The sequence below is a fragment of the Actinoplanes auranticolor genome, assembly GCF_018332655.1.
Lineage (GTDB): Bacteria > Actinomycetota > Actinomycetes > Mycobacteriales > Micromonosporaceae > Actinoplanes > Actinoplanes auranticolor.
Genome location: NZ_BOQL01000026.1, coordinates 182,225 through 207,195, shown reverse-complemented (window position 1 = coordinate 207,195; position 24,971 = coordinate 182,225). Strand labels below are relative to the sequence as shown.

The 24,971-nt window shown below is 71.3% G+C and carries 19 protein-coding genes; 8 read left to right on the top strand and 11 right to left on the bottom strand.

Going from position 1 to position 24,971, the window contains the following annotated elements; translation table 11 throughout:
- Positions 1–13: 13 nt before the first annotated feature.
- Positions 14–1,972: a PPC domain-containing protein gene (locus Aau02nite_RS16720; protein ID WP_212989342.1), complete on the bottom strand. Its 1,959-nt coding sequence runs from the start codon at positions 1,970–1,972 to the stop codon at positions 14–16.
- A 155-nt stretch (positions 1,973–2,127) separates the two neighbouring features.
- On the bottom strand, positions 2,128–3,174 hold the full coding sequence (locus tag Aau02nite_RS16715; protein ID WP_212989341.1) for an ROK family protein: 1,047 nt from the start codon (positions 3,172–3,174) through the stop codon (positions 2,128–2,130).
- 114 nt (positions 3,175–3,288) lie between these two features.
- On the opposite strand from Aau02nite_RS16715, the gene Aau02nite_RS16710 reads away from it, so the two are divergent.
- The 3 genes from Aau02nite_RS16710 to Aau02nite_RS16700 are packed head-to-tail and all read left to right on the top strand — an operon-like array spanning position 3,289 to position 6,472.
- Positions 3,289–4,827: a DUF1800 domain-containing protein gene (locus Aau02nite_RS16710; RefSeq protein WP_212989340.1), complete on the top strand. Its 1,539-nt coding sequence runs from the start codon at positions 3,289–3,291 to the stop codon at positions 4,825–4,827.
- A gap of 5 nt (positions 4,828–4,832) precedes the next feature.
- The gene (locus Aau02nite_RS16705; protein ID WP_212989339.1) at positions 4,833–6,104 is read left to right on the top strand and encodes a DUF1501 domain-containing protein; all 1,272 of its coding nucleotides are present in this window, start codon (positions 4,833–4,835) and stop codon (positions 6,102–6,104) included.
- A 23-nt stretch (positions 6,105–6,127) separates the two neighbouring features.
- Positions 6,128–6,472 carry a hypothetical protein gene (locus Aau02nite_RS16700; RefSeq protein ID WP_212989338.1) on the top strand — a complete coding sequence of 115 codons (345 nt, stop codon included), beginning with the start codon at positions 6,128–6,130 and terminating at the stop codon, positions 6,470–6,472.
- Between the two features lie 63 nt (positions 6,473–6,535).
- On the opposite strand, the gene Aau02nite_RS16695 is transcribed toward Aau02nite_RS16700, so the two are convergent.
- The 8 genes from Aau02nite_RS16695 to Aau02nite_RS16660 form a co-directional block, all read right to left on the bottom strand.
- A complete protein-coding gene (locus Aau02nite_RS16695; protein ID WP_212989337.1) occupies positions 6,536–8,014 on the bottom strand; it encodes an endo-1,4-beta-xylanase in 1,479 nt (492 codons plus the stop codon).
- Between the two features lie 261 nt (positions 8,015–8,275).
- Positions 8,276–9,514 (bottom strand): MFS transporter, encoded by a 1,239-nt coding sequence (locus Aau02nite_RS16690; RefSeq protein ID WP_212989336.1) that lies wholly within the window; start codon positions 9,512–9,514, stop codon positions 8,276–8,278.
- A gap of 123 nt (positions 9,515–9,637) precedes the next feature.
- The gene (gene mmsB / locus Aau02nite_RS16685) at positions 9,638–10,894 is read right to left on the bottom strand and encodes a multiple monosaccharide ABC transporter permease (RefSeq protein WP_212989335.1); all 1,257 of its coding nucleotides are present in this window, start codon (positions 10,892–10,894) and stop codon (positions 9,638–9,640) included.
- Positions 10,895–10,899: 5 nt separating this feature from the next.
- Positions 10,900–12,429: a multiple monosaccharide ABC transporter ATP-binding protein gene (gene mmsA / locus Aau02nite_RS16680; protein ID WP_212989334.1), complete on the bottom strand. Its 1,530-nt coding sequence runs from the start codon at positions 12,427–12,429 to the stop codon at positions 10,900–10,902.
- Between the two features lie 75 nt (positions 12,430–12,504).
- Positions 12,505–13,638 (bottom strand): multiple monosaccharide ABC transporter substrate-binding protein, encoded by a 1,134-nt coding sequence (gene chvE, locus Aau02nite_RS16675; protein ID WP_212989333.1) that lies wholly within the window; start codon positions 13,636–13,638, stop codon positions 12,505–12,507.
- A gap of 103 nt (positions 13,639–13,741) precedes the next feature.
- Entirely contained in the window at positions 13,742–15,232 is a 1,491-nt protein-coding gene (araA, locus tag Aau02nite_RS16670) for an L-arabinose isomerase (protein WP_212989332.1), read from the bottom strand.
- Positions 15,233–15,278: 46 nt separating this feature from the next.
- Positions 15,279–16,913 (bottom strand): ribulokinase, encoded by a 1,635-nt coding sequence (araB, locus tag Aau02nite_RS16665; RefSeq protein WP_212989331.1) that lies wholly within the window; start codon positions 16,911–16,913, stop codon positions 15,279–15,281.
- A 146-nt stretch (positions 16,914–17,059) separates the two neighbouring features.
- Complete coding sequence (locus Aau02nite_RS16660) at positions 17,060–18,073, bottom strand: LacI family DNA-binding transcriptional regulator (RefSeq protein WP_246595201.1); 1,014 nt, start codon at positions 18,071–18,073, stop codon at positions 17,060–17,062.
- Between the two features lie 140 nt (positions 18,074–18,213).
- Here Aau02nite_RS16660 and Aau02nite_RS16655 point away from each other — a divergent pair, with 140 nt between their 5' ends.
- Positions 18,214–19,644 (top strand): DUF2252 domain-containing protein, encoded by a 1,431-nt coding sequence (locus Aau02nite_RS16655; RefSeq protein ID WP_212989330.1) that lies wholly within the window; start codon positions 18,214–18,216, stop codon positions 19,642–19,644.
- Positions 19,645–19,717: 73 nt separating this feature from the next.
- Positions 19,718–20,152 carry a pyridoxamine 5'-phosphate oxidase family protein gene (locus Aau02nite_RS16650; RefSeq protein WP_212989329.1) on the top strand — a complete coding sequence of 145 codons (435 nt, stop codon included), beginning with the start codon at positions 19,718–19,720 and terminating at the stop codon, positions 20,150–20,152.
- Here the strand turns inward: Aau02nite_RS16650 and Aau02nite_RS16645 are convergent.
- Complete coding sequence (locus tag Aau02nite_RS16645; RefSeq protein ID WP_212989328.1) at positions 20,118–21,077, bottom strand: hypothetical protein; 960 nt, start codon at positions 21,075–21,077, stop codon at positions 20,118–20,120. The two genes, Aau02nite_RS16650 and Aau02nite_RS16645, sit on opposite strands and share 35 nt — an antisense overlap.
- A gap of 130 nt (positions 21,078–21,207) precedes the next feature.
- Here Aau02nite_RS16645 and Aau02nite_RS16640 point away from each other — a divergent pair, with 130 nt between their 5' ends.
- The 3 genes from Aau02nite_RS16640 to Aau02nite_RS16630 all read left to right on the top strand — a co-directional run bounded on the left by Aau02nite_RS16640 (position 21,208) and on the right by Aau02nite_RS16630 (position 24,046).
- Complete coding sequence (locus tag Aau02nite_RS16640; RefSeq protein ID WP_212989327.1) at positions 21,208–22,572, top strand: acyltransferase family protein; 1,365 nt, start codon at positions 21,208–21,210, stop codon at positions 22,570–22,572.
- Positions 22,559–23,503, top strand: coding sequence for a pirin family protein (locus Aau02nite_RS16635; protein ID WP_246595200.1), 945 nt, complete (start codon positions 22,559–22,561; stop codon positions 23,501–23,503). Before Aau02nite_RS16640 ends, Aau02nite_RS16635 begins: the two co-directional genes overlap by 14 nt.
- Before the next feature lie 108 nt (positions 23,504–23,611).
- Positions 23,612–24,046 (top strand): hypothetical protein, encoded by a 435-nt coding sequence (locus tag Aau02nite_RS16630; RefSeq protein ID WP_212989326.1) that lies wholly within the window; start codon positions 23,612–23,614, stop codon positions 24,044–24,046.
- Positions 24,047–24,971: the final 925 nt, after the last annotated feature.

The following is a 24,971-nucleotide window of genomic DNA, read 5'->3' as shown; positions in this document are numbered from 1 at the left end:
CCGTGGTTGAGGGTCAGCTGGTCAGGCCGAAGACGATCCGGCCCAGCGTGTCCTCCGTACCGACGAAGCCTTCCGCCGGGCTGAACTGGCTTTCGCCGAAGTCGACGTCGGCGTCGTCCGCCGTGCCGCCGACGCCGTCCGGGCCGACGCCGAAGAGCACGTCGAAGTTGGCGCCGCCCGAGTCCATCAGGTTCGGCGTCTCGTCGGCGTTGTCGGTGTGCCAGTCACCGAAGAAGTGACCCGCCTCGTGGGCGGTCACGTTGCCCACCGCCTGGCCGACGAAGGCCACCCGGTTGCTGGCCGGGGTCAGGTACGTGTTCAGCGAGGCCGGCCCCCCGGCCGGGTCACTGAGCACGTCCTGCAGCACGAGGGCGGTCTCCTCGGTCTCGAAGTTGCCCGGGTCGATGCTCTGCGCGATGCCGATGGTCTCGACCCCGGACTCGGCGATGGTGCCACCGAGCACGATGCGGCTCACGTTGGCCTGGCCCCACGGGTCGGCGTGGTCCTTGCTGTTGAGGATCTTCAACCGGAACTTGCTGTTGAGACCGCTCTCGATCAGATCGTGCTTGATGCTCTCGGTGACGCTCGCGACCACCGCGTCGATCACCTCGTCCTCCTGTACGCGCGGGATGCCCCACTTGGCGAGGAAGGCGGAGAACGGGCTGAGCGTCACGTTGCCGGTGCCGCCGAAGACGCCGGTGTTGACCCGGGCGCCGTCGAAGTCCAGGAACAGCGTCTGCACGGGCTTGGCGCCCTGCAGCACCGGCCGGTACGCCTCGACGGTGATGTCGTAGCGGCCGGAGCCGCGGGCCACGCCCACGTAGTGCCAGCCGGCCTTGGTCGCCACGTAGTCGGTGGCCGCGTTGCCGCCGCCGGGCAGCGGTGAGTCCACCGGGTAGATGTAGGTCGCGTCCTGGTCCGACCCGTGCACCTCGCGCGGGTTGGTGTCGTAGACCGTCAGGTACGACGGCGCGCCCTTGGCCGAGGCGCCGAGCACGTCACCGGCCCTGAGCTTGATCGCGAAGAAGTCCTGGTCGTCGGAGGCGGCCGAGATGGTGACGGTGTACGGGCCCTCGCTGGCCCCGCCGTCGCCGCTGGCCGGATCGAACGGATCGGCCGGCAGCCCGCTGTACGCCGCGACGACCGCGTAGTAGGTGCCCGCGGCCGGAACCTTGTACTGCAGCAGGCTGTCGAACGAGCCGGCCGCGTCGTCGTTGCTCGCCACGATCGTGCCGTCCGGCTTGTAGAGCGCGACCAGCGTGTCCAGCGCGCCCGTCGGGGTGGCCGTCTGCACGGTCACCACCTGCCCGGCGGTGGCCTGCACCGAGTAGAAGTCGAAGTCGTTGGTGCCCGTACCGGCGGAACCGTGCGGGCCGTCACCGATGGCGGCGGTGGTGACGATCGCGCGCCGGGCGGCGCCGATGCCGGTGTCACCGGCGAGCGGGATCGACCCGTCGTCCTCCGGGGTGGCGGCCCGGGTGGCCGGGGTGAAGGTCTCGGGGGTCAGCGCACCGAGGATGCGGATCGCCGGGTTCTGCCCGCTGCCGGTGCCGAAGTTCCTGATGAGCTGGGCGGAGGCCGGGTCCTCGTTGGACCCGCGGGTGCCCGCGGGCTCGTCCTCGTCGACGACCACCGCGGCCGCTGCGGCCTTGGCCGCAGCCGACGACGGTGCCGCGGCGAGGGCCTTCTGGCGGGCGGCGGCCTTGGCCGAGGCCTGCTTCTTCATGTACGCGGCCCAGCCGCTGTAGTCGGCCTTGGCCGGGTCGGGCAGGATCGCCAGGAACGGGTTGACCCCGGCGGGCTTGGCGCCGGGCTTGGCCTTGGTGGCCACCGGTAATCCGGCGTCGACGGACGCCTGGTCGGCAGGGCTCAGCCCCGGATCGGGTTGGTGTGGAGCGGCCGGCGTCGCGCCCGGGGTGAGCGCGACGATTCCGAGCACGAGTGCTCCGACGGTCGCGATGCTACGTCGCATCAGTGATCCCCCTTCGGTGCGTCCGGGCCCCCGCCACGGACTGCACAGGGGACGCTACCGAGCGAGTCGATCAATATCTAGGGGTGTCGATGCATCGTCACAGGTGTTAGGAGCAGCGGAGAATATGCAGTGGACGCACGGTCTGCGGTACCCGATCAGCCGGCCGGGCGGACGGTCTCCAGCGCGGCGACGGCTGCTCCCCGGGCCCCGGCCATGTCGAGGTCGGGCACCAGGGCGAAGGTCGCCGCGGCCTGCTGCTCGGCCCGCAGCTGGGTGTGCTCGCGGACCGTGTTGAGGAACCACTGGCGGAAGTGCGGCGCCGCCTCGACCACGCCGCCACCCAGGAAGTACGCGGCCGGATCGGTGAAGTTGGCCGCGATGGTGAACAGCTTGCCGATCGCCTTGGCCTGCTGCGCGAACACCGCCAGCGCGAGCGGGTCCTGCTTCTCGCCGTACCCGCGCAGCAGTTTGGCCGCTCGGCCGATCGGCTCCTGGGCCAGCGGGTGGTCCGGGTACCGCTTCAGCCAGTACGGCAGCAGGTTCTTCGCGATGCCGGTCAGCGATGCGATGCTCTCCACGTCGCCCGCGAAGCCGCAGTTGCACTCCGGCACCGGCTGGTCGTCCTCCAGCACGCCGTGCAGCGGGATCTGCACGTGGCCCAGCTCGCCCGCCATGCCGGCCGCGCCGCTGACCACCCTGCCCAGCTCGACGACTCCCCCACCCAGGCCGGTGCCGACGATCGCCGCCACGGACGACTTCTCCATCGCGTCGGCGCCGAAGTGCCGGTGGTGGGCGTAGAGCGCGGCCGCGTTCGCGTCGTTGTTATAGACCACCGGCAGGCCGATCCGCGCCTGCAGGGCGCCGCGGATGTCGAAGCCGTGCCAGGAGACCTGCGAGAAGTTGGTCGAGCCCTTCGACGAGATGACGCCGTCGGCGCTGGCCGGGCCCGGGGTGTCCAGCCCGACCGCGCGCACCAGCGTCAGCGGCGTGCTGGTCAGCGTCAGGATGCCGGTGAAGGCCGCGGCGAGCTGCTCGACCGCGGATTCCGGGCCCTCGGTGACCAGGCTCGGGTTCTCCACCAGATGATCGACGAGGAACTGGCCCGTCGCGTCCAGCACCGTCGCGTTGTTGCAGGTGCCACCGTTGTCGAGGCCCACCACGACCCACGAGGCCGGGGTCCGTACCGCATCGATCTGATCCACAGCCCGAGCGTACGTGCCGGGGCCCCGGGAAGCGACGGGTGCAAGCGCATTGCGAGTGGTGAGCGTCCGGTTGCGGCAGCGATCCGGGCCCCGGATCGCGCCGAAGGACCTGGCATGCAGACGAAGCCTGAGCCGACCCGCCGCGCCGTTCTCGGTGGTGCCGCCGCCGTCGCCGTGACCGCAGCCGGGGGCCTCGCCCTCGACGTGGCACTGGCCGCGCCGGCCGCCGCAGCCGCCGTGCCGACCGAGCTCGTCTCCGCCGACCCGCTCGCGCACCTGCTGCGCCGGGCCACCTTCGGTCCCACCCCCGCGGCCCTGGCCGAGCTGGCCAAGCTGGGCGTGCCGGCCTGGCTGGACCGCCAGCTCGACCCGGCCAGGATCGACGACTCGGCCCTGGACGCGCTGCTCACCCGGCTGCCGCTGGCCGGCGCCGACATCGCGACGGTACGCGCCAAGCTGCCCAAGCACTCCTACGAGGCGTTCGGTCAGCTGGGCCGGGCCGCGGTGGCCCGGGCCATCTGGAGCAAACGGCAGCTCTTCGAGACCACCGCCGCGTTCTGGGCCAACCACCTGCACGTCTCGGCGCCGTCCAGCGGTGTCTGGGACAGCCGCAGCGACTATGACAAGACGGTGACCCGCAAGTACACGTTCGGGCGCTTCGCCGACATGCTCAAGGCCTCGGCCCGGCACCCGGCGATGCTGACGTACCTGGACAACCGCTCGTCGACCAAGGCGCTGCCGAACGAGAACTACGCCCGCGAGCTGATGGAGCTGCACACCGTCGGCATGATCTACACCGAGGCCGACGTGCAGGCCGCCGCGAAGCTGCTGACCGGCCTGACCGTGACGACCACGGGGACGTACACGTACACCGCGGCCAAGCACGCGACCGGCGCCGTCCGGATCCTGGGCTTCAGCCACGCGAACGCGACCGCCGAGGGCGGCGAGGCGGCCGCGCTGGCGTTCCTCGACTACCTGGCCAAGCACCCGGCGACCGCCGAGCGGCTGGCCACCAAGCTGTGCCTGCGCTTCGTCGCCGACGAGGCCCCGGCCACCCTGGTCGCCAAGCTGGCCAAGGTGTACCTGGACAACGACACGTCGATCGTGCCGGTGCTGCGGACCCTGTTCACCTCGCCGGAGTTCGCCGCGTCGATCGCCCAGAAGGTCCGCACGCCGTTCGAGGACCTGGCCGCCACGGTCCGCGCCCTCGGCCTCGGCCCGGAGACCTCGGGCGTGAAGGCCCTCGACGCGCTCTACAACAACCTGGTCAACGCCGGGAACGCGCCGTTCCGCTGGAGCCCGCCGAACGGTTTCCCGGACGTGGCAGCGGCGTGGGCGTCGCCGTCGGCGTTCCTCATGCGCTGCAACAGCCACTTGAACCTCGCCACCGGCTGGTACCCCAGGCAGCTCACCCGTCCCGCTGATCTGCTCACGGCCCTCGTGCCGGTGCTGCCCAGGACGTACGGCGCCCTGGTCGACGCGCTGGCCCGGCGGCTGGTCGGCACCCCGCTGCCGGCCGATCACGTGGCGGCCGTGCTAAGCGTCGCGGGCAAGCTGCCGACGAGTTCTCTGACCAGCAAGGAGTCGGTCGCCGGGAGTCTGCCGTACCTGATCGCTCTCGTCCTCGACTCGCCCTCCTTCCAGCTGAGGTGACTTCCATGACGGCACAGGTCTGCTGCGACGAGAACAAGAAGCTGCTCACCCGCCGGGGCGTGCTCGGCCGCGGCCTCGCCGCCGGGGCCGCCGGCGCGCTGGCCGGCCTGGTCGGCGAAGGGCTGTCCACCCGGCTGGCGTACGCCGCCGCCGGCTACACCGGCGACACCCTGGTCGTGCTGTCCCTGCGCGGCGGCTTCGACGGCCTGTCGGCGATCGCCCCGATCGGCGACCCGGACTACTCCAAGGCCCGCCCGACCATCGCCCTGCCCAAGAGCCAGGCGATCGGCGGCAACAGCATGTTCGGCCTGCACCCGGGCCTGGCGCCGCTGCTGCCCATGTGGAAGAACGGCAGCCTGGCCGCGGTGCACGCGGTCGGCCAGCCGAACCCGACCCGCTCGCACTTCGCCGCCATGGAGGAGATGGAACGCGCGGCCGCCGGCACCTCCCTGCGCAGCGGCTGGCTCGACCGGATGCTGGGCCTGACCGGCGCCACCGGCCCGCTCGCCGCGGTCTCGATGGGCAACGCGATGCCGGCCCGGCTGTTCGGCGGCGCCTTCTCCGACGTGTCGATGGCCTCGGTCGACGGCTTCACGCTGGCCGGCGAGAGCGCCAACCGCCCGATGGCCGCGTCCCTGCGCAAGATGTACGCGACCGCGCCGGGCCTGCTGGCCGGTCCGGCCCTGGCCGCGGACGCGGCGCTGACGGCCACGGCGGGTCTGCGCGCCACGGCGTACACACCGGCGAACGGGGCGGCCTACCCCGCCACGCCGCTGGGCAACGCGCTCAAGGACGTGGCCCGGCTGATCAGGGCCAAGGCCGGCCTGGCCGCGGCAGCTGTCGACTGTGGTGACTGGGACATGCACGAGGGCCTGGGCACGGCGGTCAAGGGCCAGCGCATGTACGACAACCTGCTCGAGACCTCGACGGCGCTGGCGGCGTTCGCGGCCGACCTGGGCCCGGCCGGCATGGCATCGGTGACGGTGGTGACGGTGAGCGAGTTCGGCCGGCGCGTGACGGAGAACGCCTCCCGCGGCGTCGACCACGGCCACGGCAACGCGATGCTGCTGATGGGCGGCGGCGTCCGGGGCGGCACGGTGTACGGCACGTGGCCGGGGCTGTCGGCGGGCGCACTGGTCGCCGGTGACCTGGCGGCGACGACGGACTACCGCGCGGTGATCGGCGAGATCCTGCAGAAGCGGTGCGGCTTCGGATCGCTGGCCGAGGTCTTTCCGGAGGTCGCACCGGCCTCCTTCGGCCTGGCCGCAGCCCGCTGACCGGAGCCGCTACCGTCTTCGCCGTGACAGGTCATCAGGGCGCCGTCTGGACGCTGCACCGCCGGGACGACGGACGGCTCATCGCCGAGCTCGCCGTGACCACTGCTGATTTTCCTTGGCTGTACGCCCGGATCGATGCCCGGGAGGGTCTCGCAGAGTTCGCAGCGTTGTTCGCCGAGGAACTGAGCCGCTCGGACCGGATCGACGACGATGCCGAGGCATGGGAACGGGCACACGAGGCTGTCCGGAAGGCCGTGCAACTGCGGTATCCGAACGGCGACGAGGTCCCGGAATTCCTGCTCCACATCAGCGCCGACGAAGCCTGGTGGCGCTGGAGCGACGAGGAGTTCCAGGACGCGGAGGGGTAAGACCGACGGCGCGGGTGTGACGGCCGGTTGCTGCCGCCACACCCGCGAACGTCCCCCGTCGGGTCAGCTCAGGCTGAACCGCTGGTTCGCCTGGCCGGTGCAGTCGTAGAGCTGCACCTGCTGGCCGTTGCCGGTGCCCCACACGTCCAGGCAGCGTCCCGATTGCACGCCCGTGATGGTGCCGTTGCTGTTGACGTTCCACTGCTGGTTCGTCTGTCCGTGGCAGCTGTAGATCTGGACGGCCGCGCCGTTGGCCGAGCCCGCCGCGTCCAGGCACCGGTTGCCGTACACGGTCAGTTGCCTGCTCGAGTTCAGGGTCCAGGTCTGGCTGGTCCCGCCGTTGCAGTCGTACAGCTGGACCCGCGTGCCGTTGGTCTGGGTCGCGTTCGGTACGTCGAGGCACCTGCCCGACTGGGCGCCGACGATCCTGCTCGCCGGGCCCGGCGGGGTCGAGGGCGTCGGGGAACCCGGGCCGGCGGTCGGCGAGGACGGCGTGACCGGGCCGGCCGCGTTCAGGGCGTTGAGCACCGAGGTGTACGCGGCCTTCTTGTTGCCACCACCGTCGAACAGCAACGGATTCTCGTTGGCACGCCAGGAGTCGCTGTCCCGTACGCCCCACACGGTGATGCCGACGCAGCGGGGCACGTTCAGGCAGGCCTGGGTCAGACCGGCGTACTGCGTCGTGGACGAGTTGGTGACGTCGACCTCGGTCAGGGTCACGTCCACACCCAGGGCGGCGAAGCTCGACAGCGTCTGCTGGAAGTTGCCCGGCAGCGAACTACCGCCGGTGAAGTGGGTCTGCAGACCGACACAGTCGATCGGGACGCCGCGGGCCTTGAAGTCCCGGATCATGTTGTAGACGCCCTGCGTCTTGCCGTACGTCCAGTTCTCGATGTTGTAGTCGTTGTAGCAGAGCTTGACCGCAGGATCGGCGGTGCGCGCGGCCCGGAACGCCGCCTCGATCCAGTCGTTGCCGGTGGCCTGCAGGTTGGAGTTGCGGCGGCTGCCGTTCTCCTCGAAAGCCTCGTTGACCACGTCCCAGGCGTAGAGCTTGCCCTTGTAGTGGGCCATCACGCCGTTGATGTGGTCGATCATCGCCTGGCGCAGGGCGCTGCCGCTGAGGCTCCGCCACCAGCTCGGCTGCTGGGCGTGCCAGGCCAGGGTGTGCCCGCGGACCTTCAGGCCGCGCTGGGTCGCCCAGTTGTAGATCTGGTCGCCGGCGCTGAAATTGAACTGGCCGCGCTGGGGCTGGGTCGCGTCGGGCTTCATCTCGTTCTCGGCGGTGATCATGTTGAACTCGCGCGCGGCGATCGTGGAGTACGTCGCGTCACCGAGCCGGTTCGCGGCGATCGCCGTCCCGAAGTACCGGCCCGACTGCGCCGCCGCCGCGCCGAGGGTGCCGGCGGCGGCGTTCGCGTCCGGCATCAACGCGACCGCACCGGCCGCCGCGACGACGGCGACGGCCCCGGCGATCAGCGTTCTCGCCCGCAACGACCGGCTCGGCGGGGCGCCGGCGGAGTGGACCGGAGGACTGGTTGCCACGATGGCCTCCTGACCAGAGAACGATGGGTTTCGATGCCATCGTCATGGTGGCATGGCAACATCCCGGAAACAATGGATCCCGGAACACTTCCGGAATTTGTTACCGCGCACATGAGCACCTAAGTCCGTATTTAGAGGGTCTTACTGCACCGTCCGGGAGAGATGCTGGCCCCAGCCGGGCTGGCCGGAACCGAAAGTTTCGGGGTTCCGGCGGCTCGGCTGGCGTCTCCCGGCGGGCCCGGCTCGGCGACCCGCCATCCGTCAGACGCGCTCCGGCTGGCGCGGCCCGTCGACCGCGCGCCGCGGCTGCAGCACACCGGCCAGGACGACCACGAGGAGACCGGCGACCGGCACCACGAGCAACCCGGCCCGCAAGCTGGTGGCGTCCGCGACCGCTCCCACCACCGGCGGGGAGAGCAGGAAACCCAGGCGCATCAGCCAGGAGACGACGGTCAGGCCGGTACCGGGCTTGAGCCCGGGCAGCTCGTCGGCCTCGTGCATCGCGGCCGGCACCAGGGTCGCGATGCCGAAGCCGGCGGCGGCGAACCCCACGATGGTCCCGGCCACCGTCGGGACGGCCAGCGCCAGGCCCATCCCGGCCGCCACGATGACCCCGCCGGCCCGGGCCACCGCACGCTGGCCGAAGCGGTCCACGAGCCGGTCACCGACCAGCCGGCCGACGAACTGGGCCCCCACCAGGGCGATGAAGCCCCACGCGGCGACCGCGGCGGTGGCCTGCAGCGATCCCGAGAGGTAGACCGCCGCCCACGAGTTCCCGGAGTCCTCCACGATGGAGCCGCCCATGGCGATCAGGACCAGCGCCGCGACGATCAGCCAGGTCCGCGTCCCGGCCGCGGCCCGGCGAGCCGCCGGTGCGGGGCCGTCGGCCCGTTCCGGGCCCGGCTCGGGCTCACCTTCCGGGCCGGGCAGGCGGAAGCGCCACGCGAGCACCGCCACGGCTACGAACAACAACCCCGAGAACCCCAGATGCAACCCGAGCGGTACGTCGAGAGCGATGGCACCGGCGGCCATCGCCCCACCGGTGACCGCGCCGATCGACCAGACGGCGTGGAAGGAGTTGATGATCGACCGGCCGTAGCGGCGCTGCACCCGCAGGCCGTGGGCGTTCTGGGCCACGTCGGTGATCGCGTCCATCGCTCCGGCCAGGAACAACGCGCCGGCGAAGGCGATCACCGACGGCGCCAGGCCGGCGATGAGCACCCCGGCCGCGGTCAGCAGGGTGCCGGCGACCGCCACCGTCGCCGAGCCGAACCGGCGGACGAACACCCCCGCCGCCAAGCCCGCCACGATCGCCCCGGTGGGGAACGCCGCGACCGACAGGCCGTACGCCGCGTTGCTGAGGCCCAGGTCGGCCTTGATCTGCGGGTAGCGCGGGATGAGGTTGGCGAACAGCGCGCCGTTGGTGAAGAACAGCGCGGCGACCGCGACCCGGGCCCGCCGGATCGTCTCGCCCGGCGCAGCGAGGGTGGAGGAACTCATGCGTACGATCGTACACATCGTTGTGTACGGCTGTACATAAGGCGGCCGTAGATACGAGACGGCGGCGGTCCCCCCAAGGGCCGCCGCCGCCTCTCCCCTATCACCCGTCGCCCGGAGCCTCCCTCAGCGGGAGGCGCCGGCGCGGCGCTTGCTCCAGACGTCGAAGGCGACCGCGGCCAGCAGGACAGCGCCCTTGACCAGCATCACCGTTTCGCTCTGGGCACCGATCAGCGACATGCCGTTGTTGATGACACCCATGATCAGACCACCGGTGATGGCGCCGACCACCTTGCCGACGCCACCCTGGACCGCCGCGCCACCGATGAAGGCCGCCGCGATCGCGTCCAGCTCGAAGCTGGCGCCCGCCGTGGGGTTGGCCTGATTGAGCCGGCCGGCGAAGATGACGCCGGCCAGCGCGGCCAGCACGCCCATGTTGACGAAGATCCAGAAGATGACCGACTTGACCTTGACGCCGGACAGCGTCGCGGCCTGCAGGTTGCCGCCGACGGCGTAGATCTGCCGGCCGAAGACCGCCCGGTTGGTCACCAGCGAGTACGCCAGCACCAGGAACGCCAGCAGCACCAGCACCCAGGGCAGGTTCTTGAATCGAGCCAGCTGCACGATGACGGCGATGACCAGCAACGAGGCGATGGCGATCCGGCCGATGAACAGCGGCAGCGGGTCGACCACCTGGCCGTACTGCTGCCGCGCGGTCCGGGTGCGCCACTGGGTGTAGACGATGCCGGCGACCGCGATCACGCCGATCAGCAGGCTGAACAGGTCGGCGCCGCCGAGCGCGCCGAGGCCGACGTTGCCCAGGTAACCCTCGGTGAAGCCGTTCGACAGCGTGCGGACCTCGTCCGGGAACGGGCCGATGCCGCGGTTGCCCAGGATGGTCAGCGTCAGCGCGCGGAACAGCAGCATGCCGGCCAGCGTGACGATGAACGCCGGGATGCCGAAGTACGCGATCCAGTAGCCCTGCCAGGCGCCGATGAGGCCACCGACGACCAGCGTGATCAGCAGTGCCAGCGGCCACGGTAGGTCGTAGTTGACCATCAGCACCGCGGCCACCGCGCCGCAGACCGCGACCACCGAGCCGGCGGACAGGTCGATGTGCCCGGCGATGATGATCAGGATCATCCCGATCGCGAGGATCAGGATGTAGGAGTTCTGCACGATGATGTTGCTGATGTTCTGCGGCGCCAGCAGGTCACCGCCGGTGAGCACAGTGAACAGCACGACGATCAGCGCGAAGGCGATGTAGATGCCGCTCTGGCGCAGGTTCAGGTTGTACCGGCGGGGTGAGTCCCCCGTCGGGCCGGCCGGCGCTGCCGGTGTCTCGGCCACCGCGTAGTCGGCGTTGGTGGGTGCGACAGACATCGCGGTTACTCCGTTCCCTTGGTCATCAGCGTCATCAGGTTCTCCTGGGTGGCCTCGGCGCGGGGCACCTCACCGGTGATCCGGCCCGCCGAGAGCGTGTAGATCCGGTCGCAGATCCCGAGCAGCTCGGGCAGCTCGGAGGAGATGACCAGCACCGCCTTGCCCTCGTCCGCGAGCCGGTTGATGATCGTGTAGATCTCGTACTTGGCGCCGACGTCGATGCCGCGGGTGGGCTCGTCGAGGATCAGCACGTCCGGGTTCGTGAAGATCCACTTGGACAGCACGACCTTCTGCTGGTTGCCCCCGGAGAGCTTGCCGGTGATGCTCAGCACGCTCGGCGCCTTGATGTTCATGCTCTTGCGGAAGCCGCCGGCGGTCTTGAACTCCTCGTTCTCGTCCACCCAGCCGCGCTTGGCCAGCTTGCCCAGGGCGGCCGCGGAGATGTTGCGCTTGATGTCCTCGATGAGGTTCAGGCCGTACCGCTTGCGGTCCTCGGTCGCGTACGCGATGCCGTGGTTGATCGCGTCGCGCACCGAGCGCAGGTGGATCTCCTTGCCGTCCTTGATGATCCGCCCGCTGATGCCGGTGCCGTAGGAACGGCCGAAGACGCTCATCGCCAGCTCGGTCCGGCCGGCGCCCATCAGCCCGGCCAGCCCGACGATCTCGCCGCGGCGCAGGGTCAGGTTGGCTTTGCTGACCACCACCCGGCCGTGCTGGGTGGGGCTGTGCACGGTCCAGTCCTCGATCCGCAGCACCTCCTCGCCCACGTGCGACTCGTGCGGCGGGTAGCGGTGGTCCAGGTCCCGGCCCACCATGCCGGAGATGATCTTGTCCTCGGTGACCTCGTCGGTCGCCAGGTCCAGGGTGGAGATCGTGCGGCCGTCGCGCAGGATGGTCACCCGGTCGGCGATCGCCATGACCTCGTTCAGCTTGTGCGAGATGATCACGCAGGTGATGCCCTCGTCGCGCAGCCCGCGCAGCAGGCCGAGCAGGTGCGCGGAGTCCTCGTCGTTGAGCGCGGCGGTCGGCTCGTCGAGGATGAGCAGCCGCACCTCCTTGGACAGGGCCTTGGCGATCTCGACGAGCTGCTGCTTGCCGACGCCCAGCTCCAGGATCGGGGTCACCGGGCTCTCGCGCAGGCCCACCCGTTGCAGCAGCTGACCGGCGGCGTGGTTGGTGCGGTTCCAGTCGATCAGGCCCCGGGTGGCCTGCTCGTTGCCCAGGAAGATGTTCTCCGCGATGGACAGCTGCGGGGCCAGCGCCAGCTCCTGGTGGATGATGACGATGCCGCGGTGCTCACTGTCGCGGATGCCGGAGAACCGGCACTCCTCGCCCTCGAAGGTGATCTCACCTTCGTAGGAGCCGTGCGGGTAGACCCCGGACAGCACCTTCATCAGGGTCGACTTGCCGGCGCCGTTCTCGCCGCAGATCGCGTGGATCTCACCGCGACGTACGGTCAGGTTGACGTCCTGGAGCGCTTTGACCCCGGGAAACGTCTTGGTGATGTCCTGCATCCGCAGGATGGTGTCGCTCATGGAACTCCCCAGGGTCACACACGCGCGAAGGAGGCGGTGCCCGCCGCCGGGTGGGGCGGCGGGCACCGGTACGGATTACTGGAGGTCCGACTCCTTGTAGTAGCCCGAGTCGACGAGCTCCTTCTTGTAGTTGCTCTTGTAGATGATCACCGAGTCCAGCAGCTGGGCCGGGACGACCTTGACACCGTTGTCGTAGTCCTTGTCGTTGTTCGTCGTGGGCTTCTGGCCCTTGAGAACGGCGTCGGCCATCTGCACGGTGGTGTCGGCCAGCTTGCGGGTGTCCTTGTAGATGGTGGCGAACTGCTCACCGGCGATGATCGACTTGACCGACGCCTGCTCGGCGTCCTGGCCGGTGACGACCGGGTACGGCTGGCCGGCGGTGCCGTAGCCGTTGCTCTTGAGCGCGGACAGGATGCCGATGCTCAGGCCGTCGTACGGCGACAGCACGCCGTCGACCTTGGTGCCACCCTTGTACGTCGAGGTCAGCAGGTTCTCCATGCGGTCCTGGGCGACGGCCGGCTTCCAGCGCAGGATCGCGACGGTCTTGAAGTCGGTCTGGCCGCTCTTGACCACCAGCGTCTTGTCGTCGATGTACGGCTTGAGCACCGACATCGCGCCGTTGAAGAAGAAGGTCGCGTTGTTGTCGTCCGGGGAACCGGCGAACAGCTCGATGTTGAACGGGCCCTTGGCGTCGCCCTTGGTGGTGCCGTCCTCCTTGAGCAGCTTCAGGCCGACCAGCAGCGAGGTCGCCTGCTGGACGCCGACCTTGAAGTTGTCGAAGGTGGCGTAGTAGTCCACGTTCGGGCTGTTGCGGATCAGCCGGTCGTAGGCGATGACCGGGATGTTGTTCTCCTTGGCGCTCTGCAGCTGCGTGGTGATCGCCGTGCCGTCGATCGACGCGATGATCAGCAGCTTGGCGCCCCGGGTGATCTGGTTGTCGAGCTGGTTCACCTGGGTCGGGATGTCGTCCTCGGCGTACTGCAGGTCGACCTTGTAGCCCTTGGCCTCGAGCTGCTTCTTCAGGTTGTCGCCGTCACCGATCCACCGCTCGGAGGAACGCGTCGGCATGGTCACGCCGATCAGCGCGCCGCTGTTGTCCGCGGCACCGGACGCCTGCTGGTCGGCGGTCTTCTCACTTGAGCCACAGGCGGCGAGAGCCACCGAAAGCGTCATGGCCGTGGCCACTGACGCGAGCCGGGTCAACTTCATCGTTCTCTCCTTGCGATGGTGGGCGCACGACCGGGCAACTTTCCCGCACGTGCGATCATAAGTAAACATTTCTCGACACTGTTGTTACGCAGGCGATACGCACTTACCGCGGGTATTGCCGGTAATACGCCTGGTTCCAACGAACGCGATCGGCGAAGTCGTGCGTGGTCGTGTTCTCGTCGATCAGCAGAAGTTCAGTGTTGAGCATCGTGGCGAAGTCGCGCAGCGGCTCCGCCCCGACAGCCTGGGTGAGCACGGTGTGGTGCGGCCCGCCGGCGGTCAGCCACGACTCGGCCGAGGTGGCCAGCGACGGGGCCGGCTTCCACACCGCCCGCGCGACCGGCAGCTTGGGCAGCGGCTCGTCCGGCGCGGTGACCTCGATGGCGTTGGCGACCAGCCGGAACCGGTCGCCGAGGTCGGCCATGCCGATCACCACGCCCGGGCCTTCAGCGGCGTCGAAGACCAGCCGCACCGGGTCCTCGCGACCGCCGATGCCCAGCGGGTGGATCTCGCAGGACGGCCGGTCGGCGGCGATGCTCGGGCAGACCTCGAGCATGTGCGCGCCGAGGATCTTCTGCTCACCCGGGCCGAAGTGGTAGGTGTAGTCCTCCATGAACGAGGTGCCGCGGCCGGTGCCCGTACCCATCGCCTTGACCGCCGCGAGCAGCGCGGACGTCTTCCAGTCGCCCTCGCCGCCGAAGCCGTAGCCGTCGGCCATCAGCCGCTGCACGGCCAGGCCGGGCAGCTGGCGCAGCCCGCCCAGGTCCTCGAAGTTGGTGGTGAAGGCGCCGAAGCCGCCCTCGGTGAGGAACTGCCGCAGCCCGGCCTCGATCCGCGCGGCGTACCGCAGCGACTCGTGCCGGTCACCGCCGCGGGCCAGCTGCGGGTCCAGCGTGTAGACGTCCGCGTACTCGGCCGCCAGCGCGTCGATCTCGCTGTCCGGGACCGCGTCGACCACCGCGACCAGGTCGTTCACGCCGTACGTGTTGACCGAGACGCCGAAGCGCAGCTCGGCCTCGACCTTGTCGCCCTCGGTGACGGCCACGTCGCGCATGTTGTCGCCGAAGCGGGCCAGCCGCAGGCTGCGCAGGCGCTGCACGCCCGCCGCGGCCCGCACCCAGCCGTCGATCCGGGTGACCACGGAGGGGTCGGCCGCGTGCCCGGCGACGGTCTTGCGGGCCACGCCGATCCGGGTCTGGATGTAGCCGAACTCGCGGTCACCGTGCGCGGCCTGGTTGAGGTTCATGAAGTCCATGTCGATGGACGCCCACGGCAACGCCTGGTTGAGCTGGGTGTGCAGGTGCAGCAGCGGCTTGCGCAGCGCGTCGAGCCCGGTGATCCACATCTTGGCCGGCGAGAACGTGTGCATCCAGGCGATCACGCCGAGGCAGGCCGGGTCGGCGTTGGCCTCGAGCATGACCGTACGGATCGCCGTGCTGTCGGTGAGCACCGGCTTGCTGACGATCTCGGCGGAGATGCCCCCGGAGGTCGTCAGCAGCTGCTGGATCTGCTGCGACTGGGAGGCGACCTGGTCCAGGGTCTCGGGCCCGTAGAGGTGCTGGCTGCCGGTGAGGAACCAGATCTGGGGCTTCATCGGGTGGACTCCTGTCCGTAGGCGAGCTGGTGGCGGGAGAAAGGGTTCACCGGGCGGCGACCCGGCGCTGGACGGCCCGCAGGTTGCGCATGACCTTGTTGGCGCCGCGGCCGAAGTAGTCGTGCAGCTTGGTGTACTCGGCGAACAGCTCGTCGTAGACCTCGGCCGCGGCCGGATCGGGCTGGTACACCGCGGTCCGCTTGCGGCCCATCGCGGCCGCGGCCGTGCGGACGTCCGGATACGCGCCCGCGGCGGCCGCCGCGTGGATCGCCGAGCCCAGCGCCGGGCCCTGGTCGGAGCCGATCACCGACAGCGGCATCCGCAGCACGTCGGCGTAGATCTGCATGAGCAGGGGGTTCTTGACGAGCCCGCCGGCCGCGACGAACTCGCGCACCGGCACGCCGGCGGCGTTGAACGTCTCGACGATGGTCCGGGTGCCGAACGCGGTCGCCTCGATGAGCGCCCGGTAGACGTCCTCGGGGCGCGTCGCCAGCGTCTCGCCGACCAGCAGGCCGGACAGCTCGTGGTCGACCAGCACCGAGCGGTTGCCGCTGTGCCAGTCCAGCGCGATCAGGCCGTGCTCGCCGGGCCGCTGCCGGGAGGCCAGCTCGGTGAGGTGTTCGTGGGTGAACTCCGGGGCGAGATAGCGCAGGTAGTGGGCGAAGATGTCGCCGACGCCGCTCTGGCCGGCCTCGTAGCCGTACAGGCCCTCGACGATGCCGCCGTGCACGACGCCGCACATGCCGGGCACCTCGGCGACCTCGGCGCCGTTCATCACGTGACAGGTCGAGGTGCCCATGATGGCGACCATCTGGCCCGGCTCGAGGGCCTGGGCGGCGGCCGAGGTGACGTGCGCGTCGACGTTGCCGACCGCCACGGCGATGCCCTCGGGCAGGCCGGTCCAGGCGGCGGCCTCGGCGCTCAGCGTGCCGGCGGCCGCGCCGAGCTGCCCGATCGGCTGGTCCAGCTTCTCGGCGACGAAGCCCGCGAAGCCGGGGTTGAGCTCGCCCAGGAACTCCGGCGACGGGTAGTGCCCGTCCTGGCGGATGCCCTTGTAACCGGCCGTGCAGGCGTTACGGACGTAGGAGCCGGTGAGCTGCCAGATGATCCAGTCGGCGGCCTCGACCCAGCGGTCCATCCGCGCGTACAGCTCGGGGTCCTCCTCCAGCAGCTGCAGCGCCTTGGCGAACTCCCACTCCGAGGAGATCAGGCCCCCGTAGCGCGGCAGCCAGGTCTCGCCGCGCTTGGCGGCGAGCTGGTTGATCCGGTCGGCGTGCGGCTGGGCGGCGTGGTGCTTCCAGAGCTTGACGTACGCGTGCGGCCGGCCCGCCAGGCCCTCGACCTCGCTCAGCGGGGTGCCGTCGGCCAGCGTGGGCACCATCGTGCACGCGGTGAAGTCGGTGCCGATGCCGACGACTGCGGCCGGGTCGATGCCGGCGGCGCGCACCGCGGCGGGCACCGCCTGCTGGAGCACCTCGACGTAGTCGCCGGGCACCTGCAGCGCCCAGTCGTGGCCGAGCGGGGTGCCGTCGGGCAGGGCCTCGGTGAGCACGGCGTGCGGGTATTCGTGGACGGCCGAGCCGAGCTCGGTGCCGTCGGACACCCGGACGACGACGGCCCGGCCGGAGAGGGTGCCGAAGTCGACGCCGATCACATAGGTCTCGGACGGAGCGACGGGCATGACTGAATACCTCCGGGAAGGGGGATCCGGCGTTTCGCCGGCGTGTCTCAGACCACACGACAGGCGGCGTGGGATCGAGTGTGAGCGCTAACATTTCCGATGTCAACGGGTGCGTGGTTACAACGCGGCAACCTTGACGAAACCGTTCACGCAGGTGGGGCCACGCTTGCCCGTTCGACCAGGGACGGGGCGATGACCACCCGGTTCGGCGGGGTGGCCGGATCCGCGATCTGGGCCAGCAGCAGGTCCAGGCCGGCCTGGGCCACCGCGTCGAAGGACGGTCGCACGGTCGTCAGCGGCGGGATGAAGAAGGCCGCCTCGGGCACGTCGTCGAAGCCCACCACGCTGACGTCGTGCGGCACCCGGCGGTCGTGCTCGCTGAACGCCCGCAGCAGACCGAGCGCCTGATGGTCGTTGGCCGCGAAGACCGCGGTCACCTCCGGCATCCGGGCCAGCATCCGCCCGGCGTCGTAGCCGGAGGCCGCCGACCAGTCGGCGTTCACCAGCGGGGGCACCTCGGCGCCGGCCTCGTGCAGGGCGGCGCGCCAGCCCTCGATCCGCCAGGCCGCGTCGTACCACTCGGGCGGACCGGAGATGTGCCAGACCGTACGGTGCCCGGCGGCGAGCAGGTGCCGGGTGGCGGCACGCGCCCCGGCGGACTGGTCCACCGTCACCAGAGTGTGCGACCGCTGCGGATCGCCGTCGATGGTCACCAGCGGCACCCCGGCGGGCATGCCCTCGAGGGCGTCGTCGGCCGACTTCACCGGCGCGATCACCACCAGCCCGGCGACCCGCTGGTCCAGGTGCCGCTCGACGGCACCCGCGATCGACTCCCGGTCCAGCCGCCCCACGCTGCCCACGCTGACCGCGAACCCCGCCTCGGCCGCGGCCTGCTCGAAAGCCGCCAGCAGCGAGGCCGGGCCGTAGAGAGTGCTGTTCTGCGCGACGATGCCGATCAGCTGGGAGCGGCCGGTGACCAGCGCCCGGGCCGCCCGGTTGGGCCGGTAGCCCAGCTCGGCGATGGCCGCGCGCACCCGCAGGCGGGTCTGTTCGCGCACATTCGGATGGTCGTTGAGGACCCGGGACACGGTCTGGTGCGAGACTCCGGCCAGCCGGGCGACGTCGGTCATGGCGGGGCTGCGCGCCGCGTGCACATCCATCGCCGCACCTCATCCCGTAGCGCACCACCATGCCGTGGGTGTCCCGGAGTGTGGGCCCGACGGTCATTGTTAGCGATAACAAGACCAGCGTCAACAGCCCTGTGCGCCCGATCCGGGGCGGACCCGTACGCTCGGCGGTGATGGACGCAGCACCGTTTTCCCCGCCGCCGAGCGGCCCCGTCAGCCTCGACCCCCGTCGTGACCACGGCTTCGCGTCGCTGCGCAAGTCCGCCCCTTCGCGCGCCGAGCGGTACGGGCTGGGCCGCTCCCTGCGCGAGCGGTCCCCCCGCTCCGATCTCGCCCACTGGACCCCGGCGCCGGAGCGCGTCGACCCCGTCGAGCAGATCGTCGCGGCGCACGAGGGCCGGCTGCCCTGGCTCGTCCCGGTCCGCGTGGGCCGCATGACCGCCTCCCCGTACGCGTTCCTGCGCGGCTCGGCCAACATCATGGCCGACGACTTCGCCCGCCTGCCGCACACCGGCATCGCCCCGGTCATCTGCGGCGACGCCCACCTGGGCAACTTCGGCTTCTACGCCTCACCGGAACGCGAGCTGGTCTTCGACCTCAACGACTTCGACGAGGCCCACCCGGGCGCCTGGGAATGGGACCTGCGCCGGCTGGTCACCAGCGTCTGGGTGGCCGGCCGGCAGAACGGCTTCCGCGAGCACGCCTGCGCCGAAGCGGTGCAGCACTGCGTCGAGGAGTACCGCGAGCAGATCGGCCACCTCGCCGAGCTGCCGCTGCTGGCCCGCTCGTTCGCCGCCCTCGACGTGGACGACCTGCGCCGGGCGGCCACCAAGCCGGGCTTCCGCGACGAGATCGAACGGGCCGCCCGCCGGGCCCGCCGGCGCACCAGTGACCGGGCACTGCCGCGCTTCACCGAGCACCGCGACGGCACGGTGCGGCTGGTGCAGGAGCCGCCGCTGATCACCCGCCCGAGCGACAAGGAGCTCGACCACCTGGCCGCGGCGCTGGACGGCTATCTGAACACGCTGCCACCGCACTGGGCGCGCATCCTGGCCGGCTACCGGATCGTCGACATCGCGCACAAGGTGGTCGGCGTGGGGTCGGTGGGGCTGCGGGCGTACGTCGCGCTGTGCGAGGGCAGCAGCCCCGACGACGTGGTGTTCCTGCAGCTCAAGCAGGCCCGCCGCTCGGTCGTGGCGCGACACCAGCACGGCTCGGTCGCCTGGCACCGGCACCAGGGCCAGCGGGTGGTCGAGTACCAGCAGGCCCTGCAGACGGTCAGCGATCCGCTGCTGGGCTGGACCACCGTGGGCCGGCTGCAGTTCTACGTGCGGCAGTTCCGCGACATGAAGGGCGCGATCCTGGTCGAGGACATCAACGCCGGCGCGCTGGGCGACTACGCCGGCATCTGCGGCTACCTGCTCGCCAAGAGTCATGCCCGGACCAGCGGCGCCTCCATGATCGCCGGTTACATCGGCAGCAGCGACAAGCTCGACGACATGCTCTGCAAGTTCGCCCGCGCGTACGCGGACCAGGTCGAGAGCGACCACCAACGCCTGGTCGCCGCGGTGCGCCAGGGTCACCTACCGGCGGAGCAGGCATGAGCGGGCTTGCGAGCGAATCATCAAATCAGCGCCCGACGAATGTCATCGCCGGAGCGCCAGCGGAGGCGATGACATGAGCGGCCCTTTGTCCCTGTCCTCGCCCGCGGTCCTGGAGTTCTGGACCGAGCGGCATCTCTGCACGCTGACCACGCTGCGGGCCGACGGCTCCCCGCACGTCGTGCCGGTCGGCGCCACCGTCGACCCCGCGGCGGGCCTGCTGCGGGTGATCGCCTCCGGCGGCTCGGCCAAGGTCCGGCAGATCCGTGCCGGCGGCGACCGGGTGGCGATCTGCCAGGTCGACGGGCCCCGCTGGAGCACGATCGAAGGCCGGGCGGTGGTCCGCGACGACCCGGAGTCGGTGGCCGAGGCCGAGCGCCGCTACGCCGAGCGCTACCGCCGGCCCCGGCCGAACCCGCAGCGGGTGGTCATCGAGGTGACGATCACCCGGGTGCTGGGCTCGGCCAGCCTGGGCGCTACTGGAAGCTCACCAGTTCCGGAACGGGCTTGAACCGCAGGACGTCGGCGGCCCGGTAGCGCTTGACGTCCTCGTCGTAGAACAGCTTGTAGCCGAGGTGGAACTGCTGCGGGCGGCGCAGCCTGTTCCAGGTGGCGTCCTTCTCGGCCCGGGTGCCGAAGCCGTCGACGTGCTGCACCAGCGCCAGCCCGGGCCGCTCGGTGATGCCGGCGACGTCCGGCAGCATCGAGGCCCGGAACTGGTGCAGCACGAACAGCTTCTCCGGCAGCTTGTGTGCCGCGACGAGTCCGGACAGGTAGGCGGAGACGCGGTTGACCTCGGCCGCGCTGACCCGCCCGATGGCCTTGCCCGGCACCTTGCCCTTCGGCATCCGCCATTCGGGGTCCAGGGCCAGCCCGACGTGCGGCTGCACCAGGAACCGTTCCAGCTGCCGCGCCTGGGGCAGGAAGTCGCCGCGGCCCGGCTGCAGGTCCAGGACGACGAGGGCCTTGTGCCGGCGGGCGTGGTCGACGTACTGCTGGATGCGGCTGAGCGGGATCATCCGGCTGTAGTCGCCGTCGGCGCCCGGGGCGGCCTGCGCGACGCTGGCGATCAACTCGTACGCGATCTGCACCTTGCGGCCACCGGCGAACGGCTTGGCCGCGGCCCGCAGCTTCGGCAGCATCTTGTCCGGGCTGCCCTCGCCGAGCACACCGAGGGTGCTGTTGCCCGCGGTGCCGTAGTAGGCGACGACCCGGTACGCCGGGAAGATCTTGGTGCCGCCCTGAGGCAACTGCGCCGGGGCCCGGGCAGCGGGCGGGGCGCCGGGTGTCGTCGCCGCCCCGGCCGTCGACGCGGCGCTGGGCTTGGACGCGGCGCTGGGCGTCGCGGCACCGGGCGGGCTCGCGACGGGCTCGGGCTCGTCGGCGCCGCAGCCGGCCAGGGCCGCGACGAGCAGGACAGCGAGTACGGGACGCACGTCCACCTCCCGGTCGGAGCAGCAGCGGCCACCGTACTGCCGCCGGCGCGCGATGTCAGCGCCGGTACCCGGAACGAGTTGAGTACGCGCACCCATCCGCCCAGGTCACCGGCCCGGCAGGGTATCGGCCATGACCTCCACCACCGTGTCCGGCGCCTCCGCCGAGGCCCTCGCGGCAGCGACCCCGCCCGGCCGCGACCGCTACGTCGACCTGCTCCGCGTCGCCTCGCTCGGCGTGGTGATCGCCGGGCACTGGTTGATGGCCGTACCGGTGCCCGGCGCGGACGGCGGCATCCACGTCACCAACCTGCTGGCCCTGGTGCCCCGGCTGCAGCCGGTCACCTGGCTGTTGCAGGTGATGCCGGTGTTCTTCCTGGTCGGAGGCTTTGCCCACGCGACCGCGCTGGCCTCGATCCGGCGCCGCGGCGGCGGCTATGCGGACTTCACCCGCTCCCGCACGGCCCGGCTGCTGCGGCCGACCGCGGTCTTCCTCGGGGTGTGGCTGGCGCTGGCCCTCGGCGTGGCGCTGGCCGGTCAGGACCAGGGCCTGGCTCGGGTGGCCCTCCGGACGGCGGTGCAGCCGCTGTGGTTCCTCGCCGTCTACCTGGGACTCGTCGCGCTGGCGCCGGTGATGTGGCGCCTGCACCAGCGCTTCGGGGTCAGGGTGCCGATCGTGCTGCTGACCGTGGCGATCGGCGTGGACGCGCTGCGCTTCGCCGGGCACCCACGGATCGCCGTGCTCAACCTGCTGGTGGTCTGGGCCGGCGTGCACCAGCTCGGCTTCTTCTACGCCGACGGGACACTGCAGCGCGGGGGCCGGCGGCTCGCCCTGCTGCTCGCCGGGGGCGGGCTCGGTTCGGTGGTGTTGCTGACGACCGTGGGGCCGTACCCGATCTCGATGGTCGGTGTCCCGGGCGAGACGGTGTCCAACATGTCGCCGCCGACCGTGGCCCTGGCAGCCCACGCGGTCTGGCTGACCGGACTGGTGCTGCTGATGCGCGGGCCCGCCACCCGGCTGCTGGACCGGGCCCGGGTGTGGCAGGCCGTGGTGGCGGCGAACGGACTGGCCATGACCGCGTTCCTCTGGCACCTCACGGCGGCGTTCCTCGTGCTGCTCGCGACCCGCGGCCTGGCCGCCGGAACACCCGGATCGGCCGGCTGGTGGGCCACCCGGCCGCTGTGGCTGGCCGCAGCCGGGCTGGTCACCGCCGTCCTCGTGCTGGCCTTCCGCCGCTTCGACACACCCCGGCCCACACTGATCACCACGGGATCGCCCGCACGGGCCGCGGTCGGAGCGGCGATGTGCACGCTGGGCGTGCTCGGCGTCTCGATCGTCGGGTTCGGCGGGCTGCTGGAGGGCCGCACGGCGACACTGCTGGTCGTGCCGGTCACTGCCCCGCTCGCCCTGGCTCTGGTGGCGCTGGGCGCGAGCCTGCTGCGAGCCGCTCCGCTGAGCGCGGGAACGGCGGTAACTTTCAACGGTGAGCATTCCTGACGCGACGACGTCCCCCGCCGGGGTGGAGATCCTCGACGCCACCCCGGTCGCCCTCGGCGGGCCGCGCGGGCTGGAGGTGACGCGGACCCTGCCGAGCAAGCACCGGCGGATGGTCGGGGCGTGGTGCTTCCTGGACGCGTACGGGCCGCACCGGCTCGCCGGGTCCCGCGGGATGCGCGTCGGACCGCACCCGCACATCGGGCTGCAGACCGTCAGCTGGCTGGTCGCCGGGGAGATCCTGCACCGCGACAGCCTCGGCAGCCGGCAGGAGATCAGGCCGGGCCAGCTCAACCTGATGACCGCCGGGCGCGGCATCTCGCACTCCGAGGAGACCCCGGCCGCCCACAGCGGCGTCCTGCAGGGCGTTCAGCTCTGGGTGGCCCTGCCGGACGCGACCCGCAACGGGCCGCCGGCCTTCACCCAGCACGCGCAGCTGCCGGTGCTCACCGACGGCGGCCTCACCGCGACCGTCCTCATGGGCGACCTGGCCGGGGCGGTCTCCCCCGCCCGCTGCGACACTCCCCTGCTGGGCGCGGAAGTCACCCTGACTGCCGGGAGCCGGGCCACCCTGCCCCTGCGGCCCGATTTCGAGTACGCGGTGCTGGTCATCGACGGCGCGGTGACCGTGGCGGACGTGCCGGTCCAGCCCGGGCCGCTGCTCTATCTCGGCGAGGGGCGCACCGAGCTGCGGCTGGCCGCCGGACCGGACACGCGGCTGATGCTGCTGGGCGGCGAACCGTTCACCGAACGGTTCGTGATGTGGTGGAACTTCGTGGGCCGTGACCACGACGAGATCGTGGCGGCCCGGCAGGCGTGGGAGGACCGCGCGGGCGGCGGCCCGTACGGCGTGGTCCGCGGCTACGACGGCCCGGACATCCCGGCCCCGCCGATGCCGATCACCCGCCTGGTCGCCCGCGGCCGGACCCGCTGAGCTGCGGAGATCCACTTCAGGCAGTCGCACAAATCCGGCTTGACGGTGGTCGCGGGCGAGCGGATCGTCAGAGAGGTGTCCATGCACGCGGGCTGAAGGAGTTGCACCGTGAGCCTGCTCGACGTGGGGAAGCTCGCCCTCATCACCGTCACGCCGACCCTGATCGGCGCCATCGTCATCTACACGCCGCGCTGGTGGGCCGCCCTGGCCCAGGCCTGGCCCGGCCGCGCCGAGGAACCGCAACCACTCGGGCCGCCGATCGAACAACTCGCCGCGGACCTGCGCCGGCTGCTGCGACTGCACGAGGAACTGACCCGCTCGGCGCACATCGCGATGCTGGCCCAGCGGCTGTGGGCGGTCGAGGCGGCGATCGGCGCGCGGGCGGTGGAAGCGGCGCGGGCGCTGGACGTGCCGCACCGCGAGCCGGAGCTGCTGGAGATCCTCCCCCGGGCGGAGCTGGCGCGGTTGCTGCACGACCTGTCGCGGGCGGGCCTGACGCTGCCGGCGCCGGTCGCACCGTTCAACAGGGACGGCCGGTTCTGAACGACCGGCCGTGAGGCGGCCGGCCGTGAGGCGGCTCGAGTCTGAGCGGCCCGGCTCCCGGCCGCCGGTTATGGGCGGCCCCGCCCTGGGCTTGCGGCTACAAGCCGACCGGCTCGGGGCACTCGGCTCCGAGCGGCCAGCTCCAGGCGGCCCGGCCCTGCCGATTCGCGTCTCGCGACCCGGTCCGGGCCGCCGGACTTTCTTGCGGCCCTGCCCTCATGGGCCGGGCTCGGCCGGTTGGATCGAAACGGCGGCGGGTGCACCCGCCGCCGTTCCTGGGCCCCGGCGGATGGCGGCCTACAAACGGGGGCGTCGGCCGCCGGCCGGGGAGTTCATCGTGGACAGGGTCCAGGAGTCCAGACGGCGCAGGGCCGTCCGGCAGGTGGCGCGTACGGCGCCGAGGTCGAGGCGCGGCATGATCCGCCCCCTTCCGTTCGGTGTCGTCTTTCTGTCACATCCCGGTCGCGCCGCCGCATCGGGCAGCGCGCCGCGGGCCGGCACAGCGCCGGACCGGCCCGTGCTCCCACCGTGACATCCCGGGCCGCCATGATCCGTGAACACGCGACGTGTCGCACGCCACGGTCACATTGAGTGAGCACGACCCGGCCGCCACCGTGCCATTCTTCGGCCCTTTCCTCAGCGGGCCATTAAGAATGACTTAAATTCCGTGGCCTGCCACAGCGGCGAAACGATGAGAACGGTTCATGAATGTGGAAGTACCGCCACCGCCACCGTCACTCAACGTCAATTCTCAAAAACCTTGTGTTCTCCTGCTCCCGGCAATGAACCGCTGGGCGTCCGCATCCGTACTGTCCGTCGACGGAACTCTCCCGGCGGGCCGCGGCGCCGGGACGGCTCCGGGCGGCAGGGGCGCCCGGCGGCCGGGTGAAGCGCTCCCGCGGGCGGTAGCGCTCCCCGCAAATCC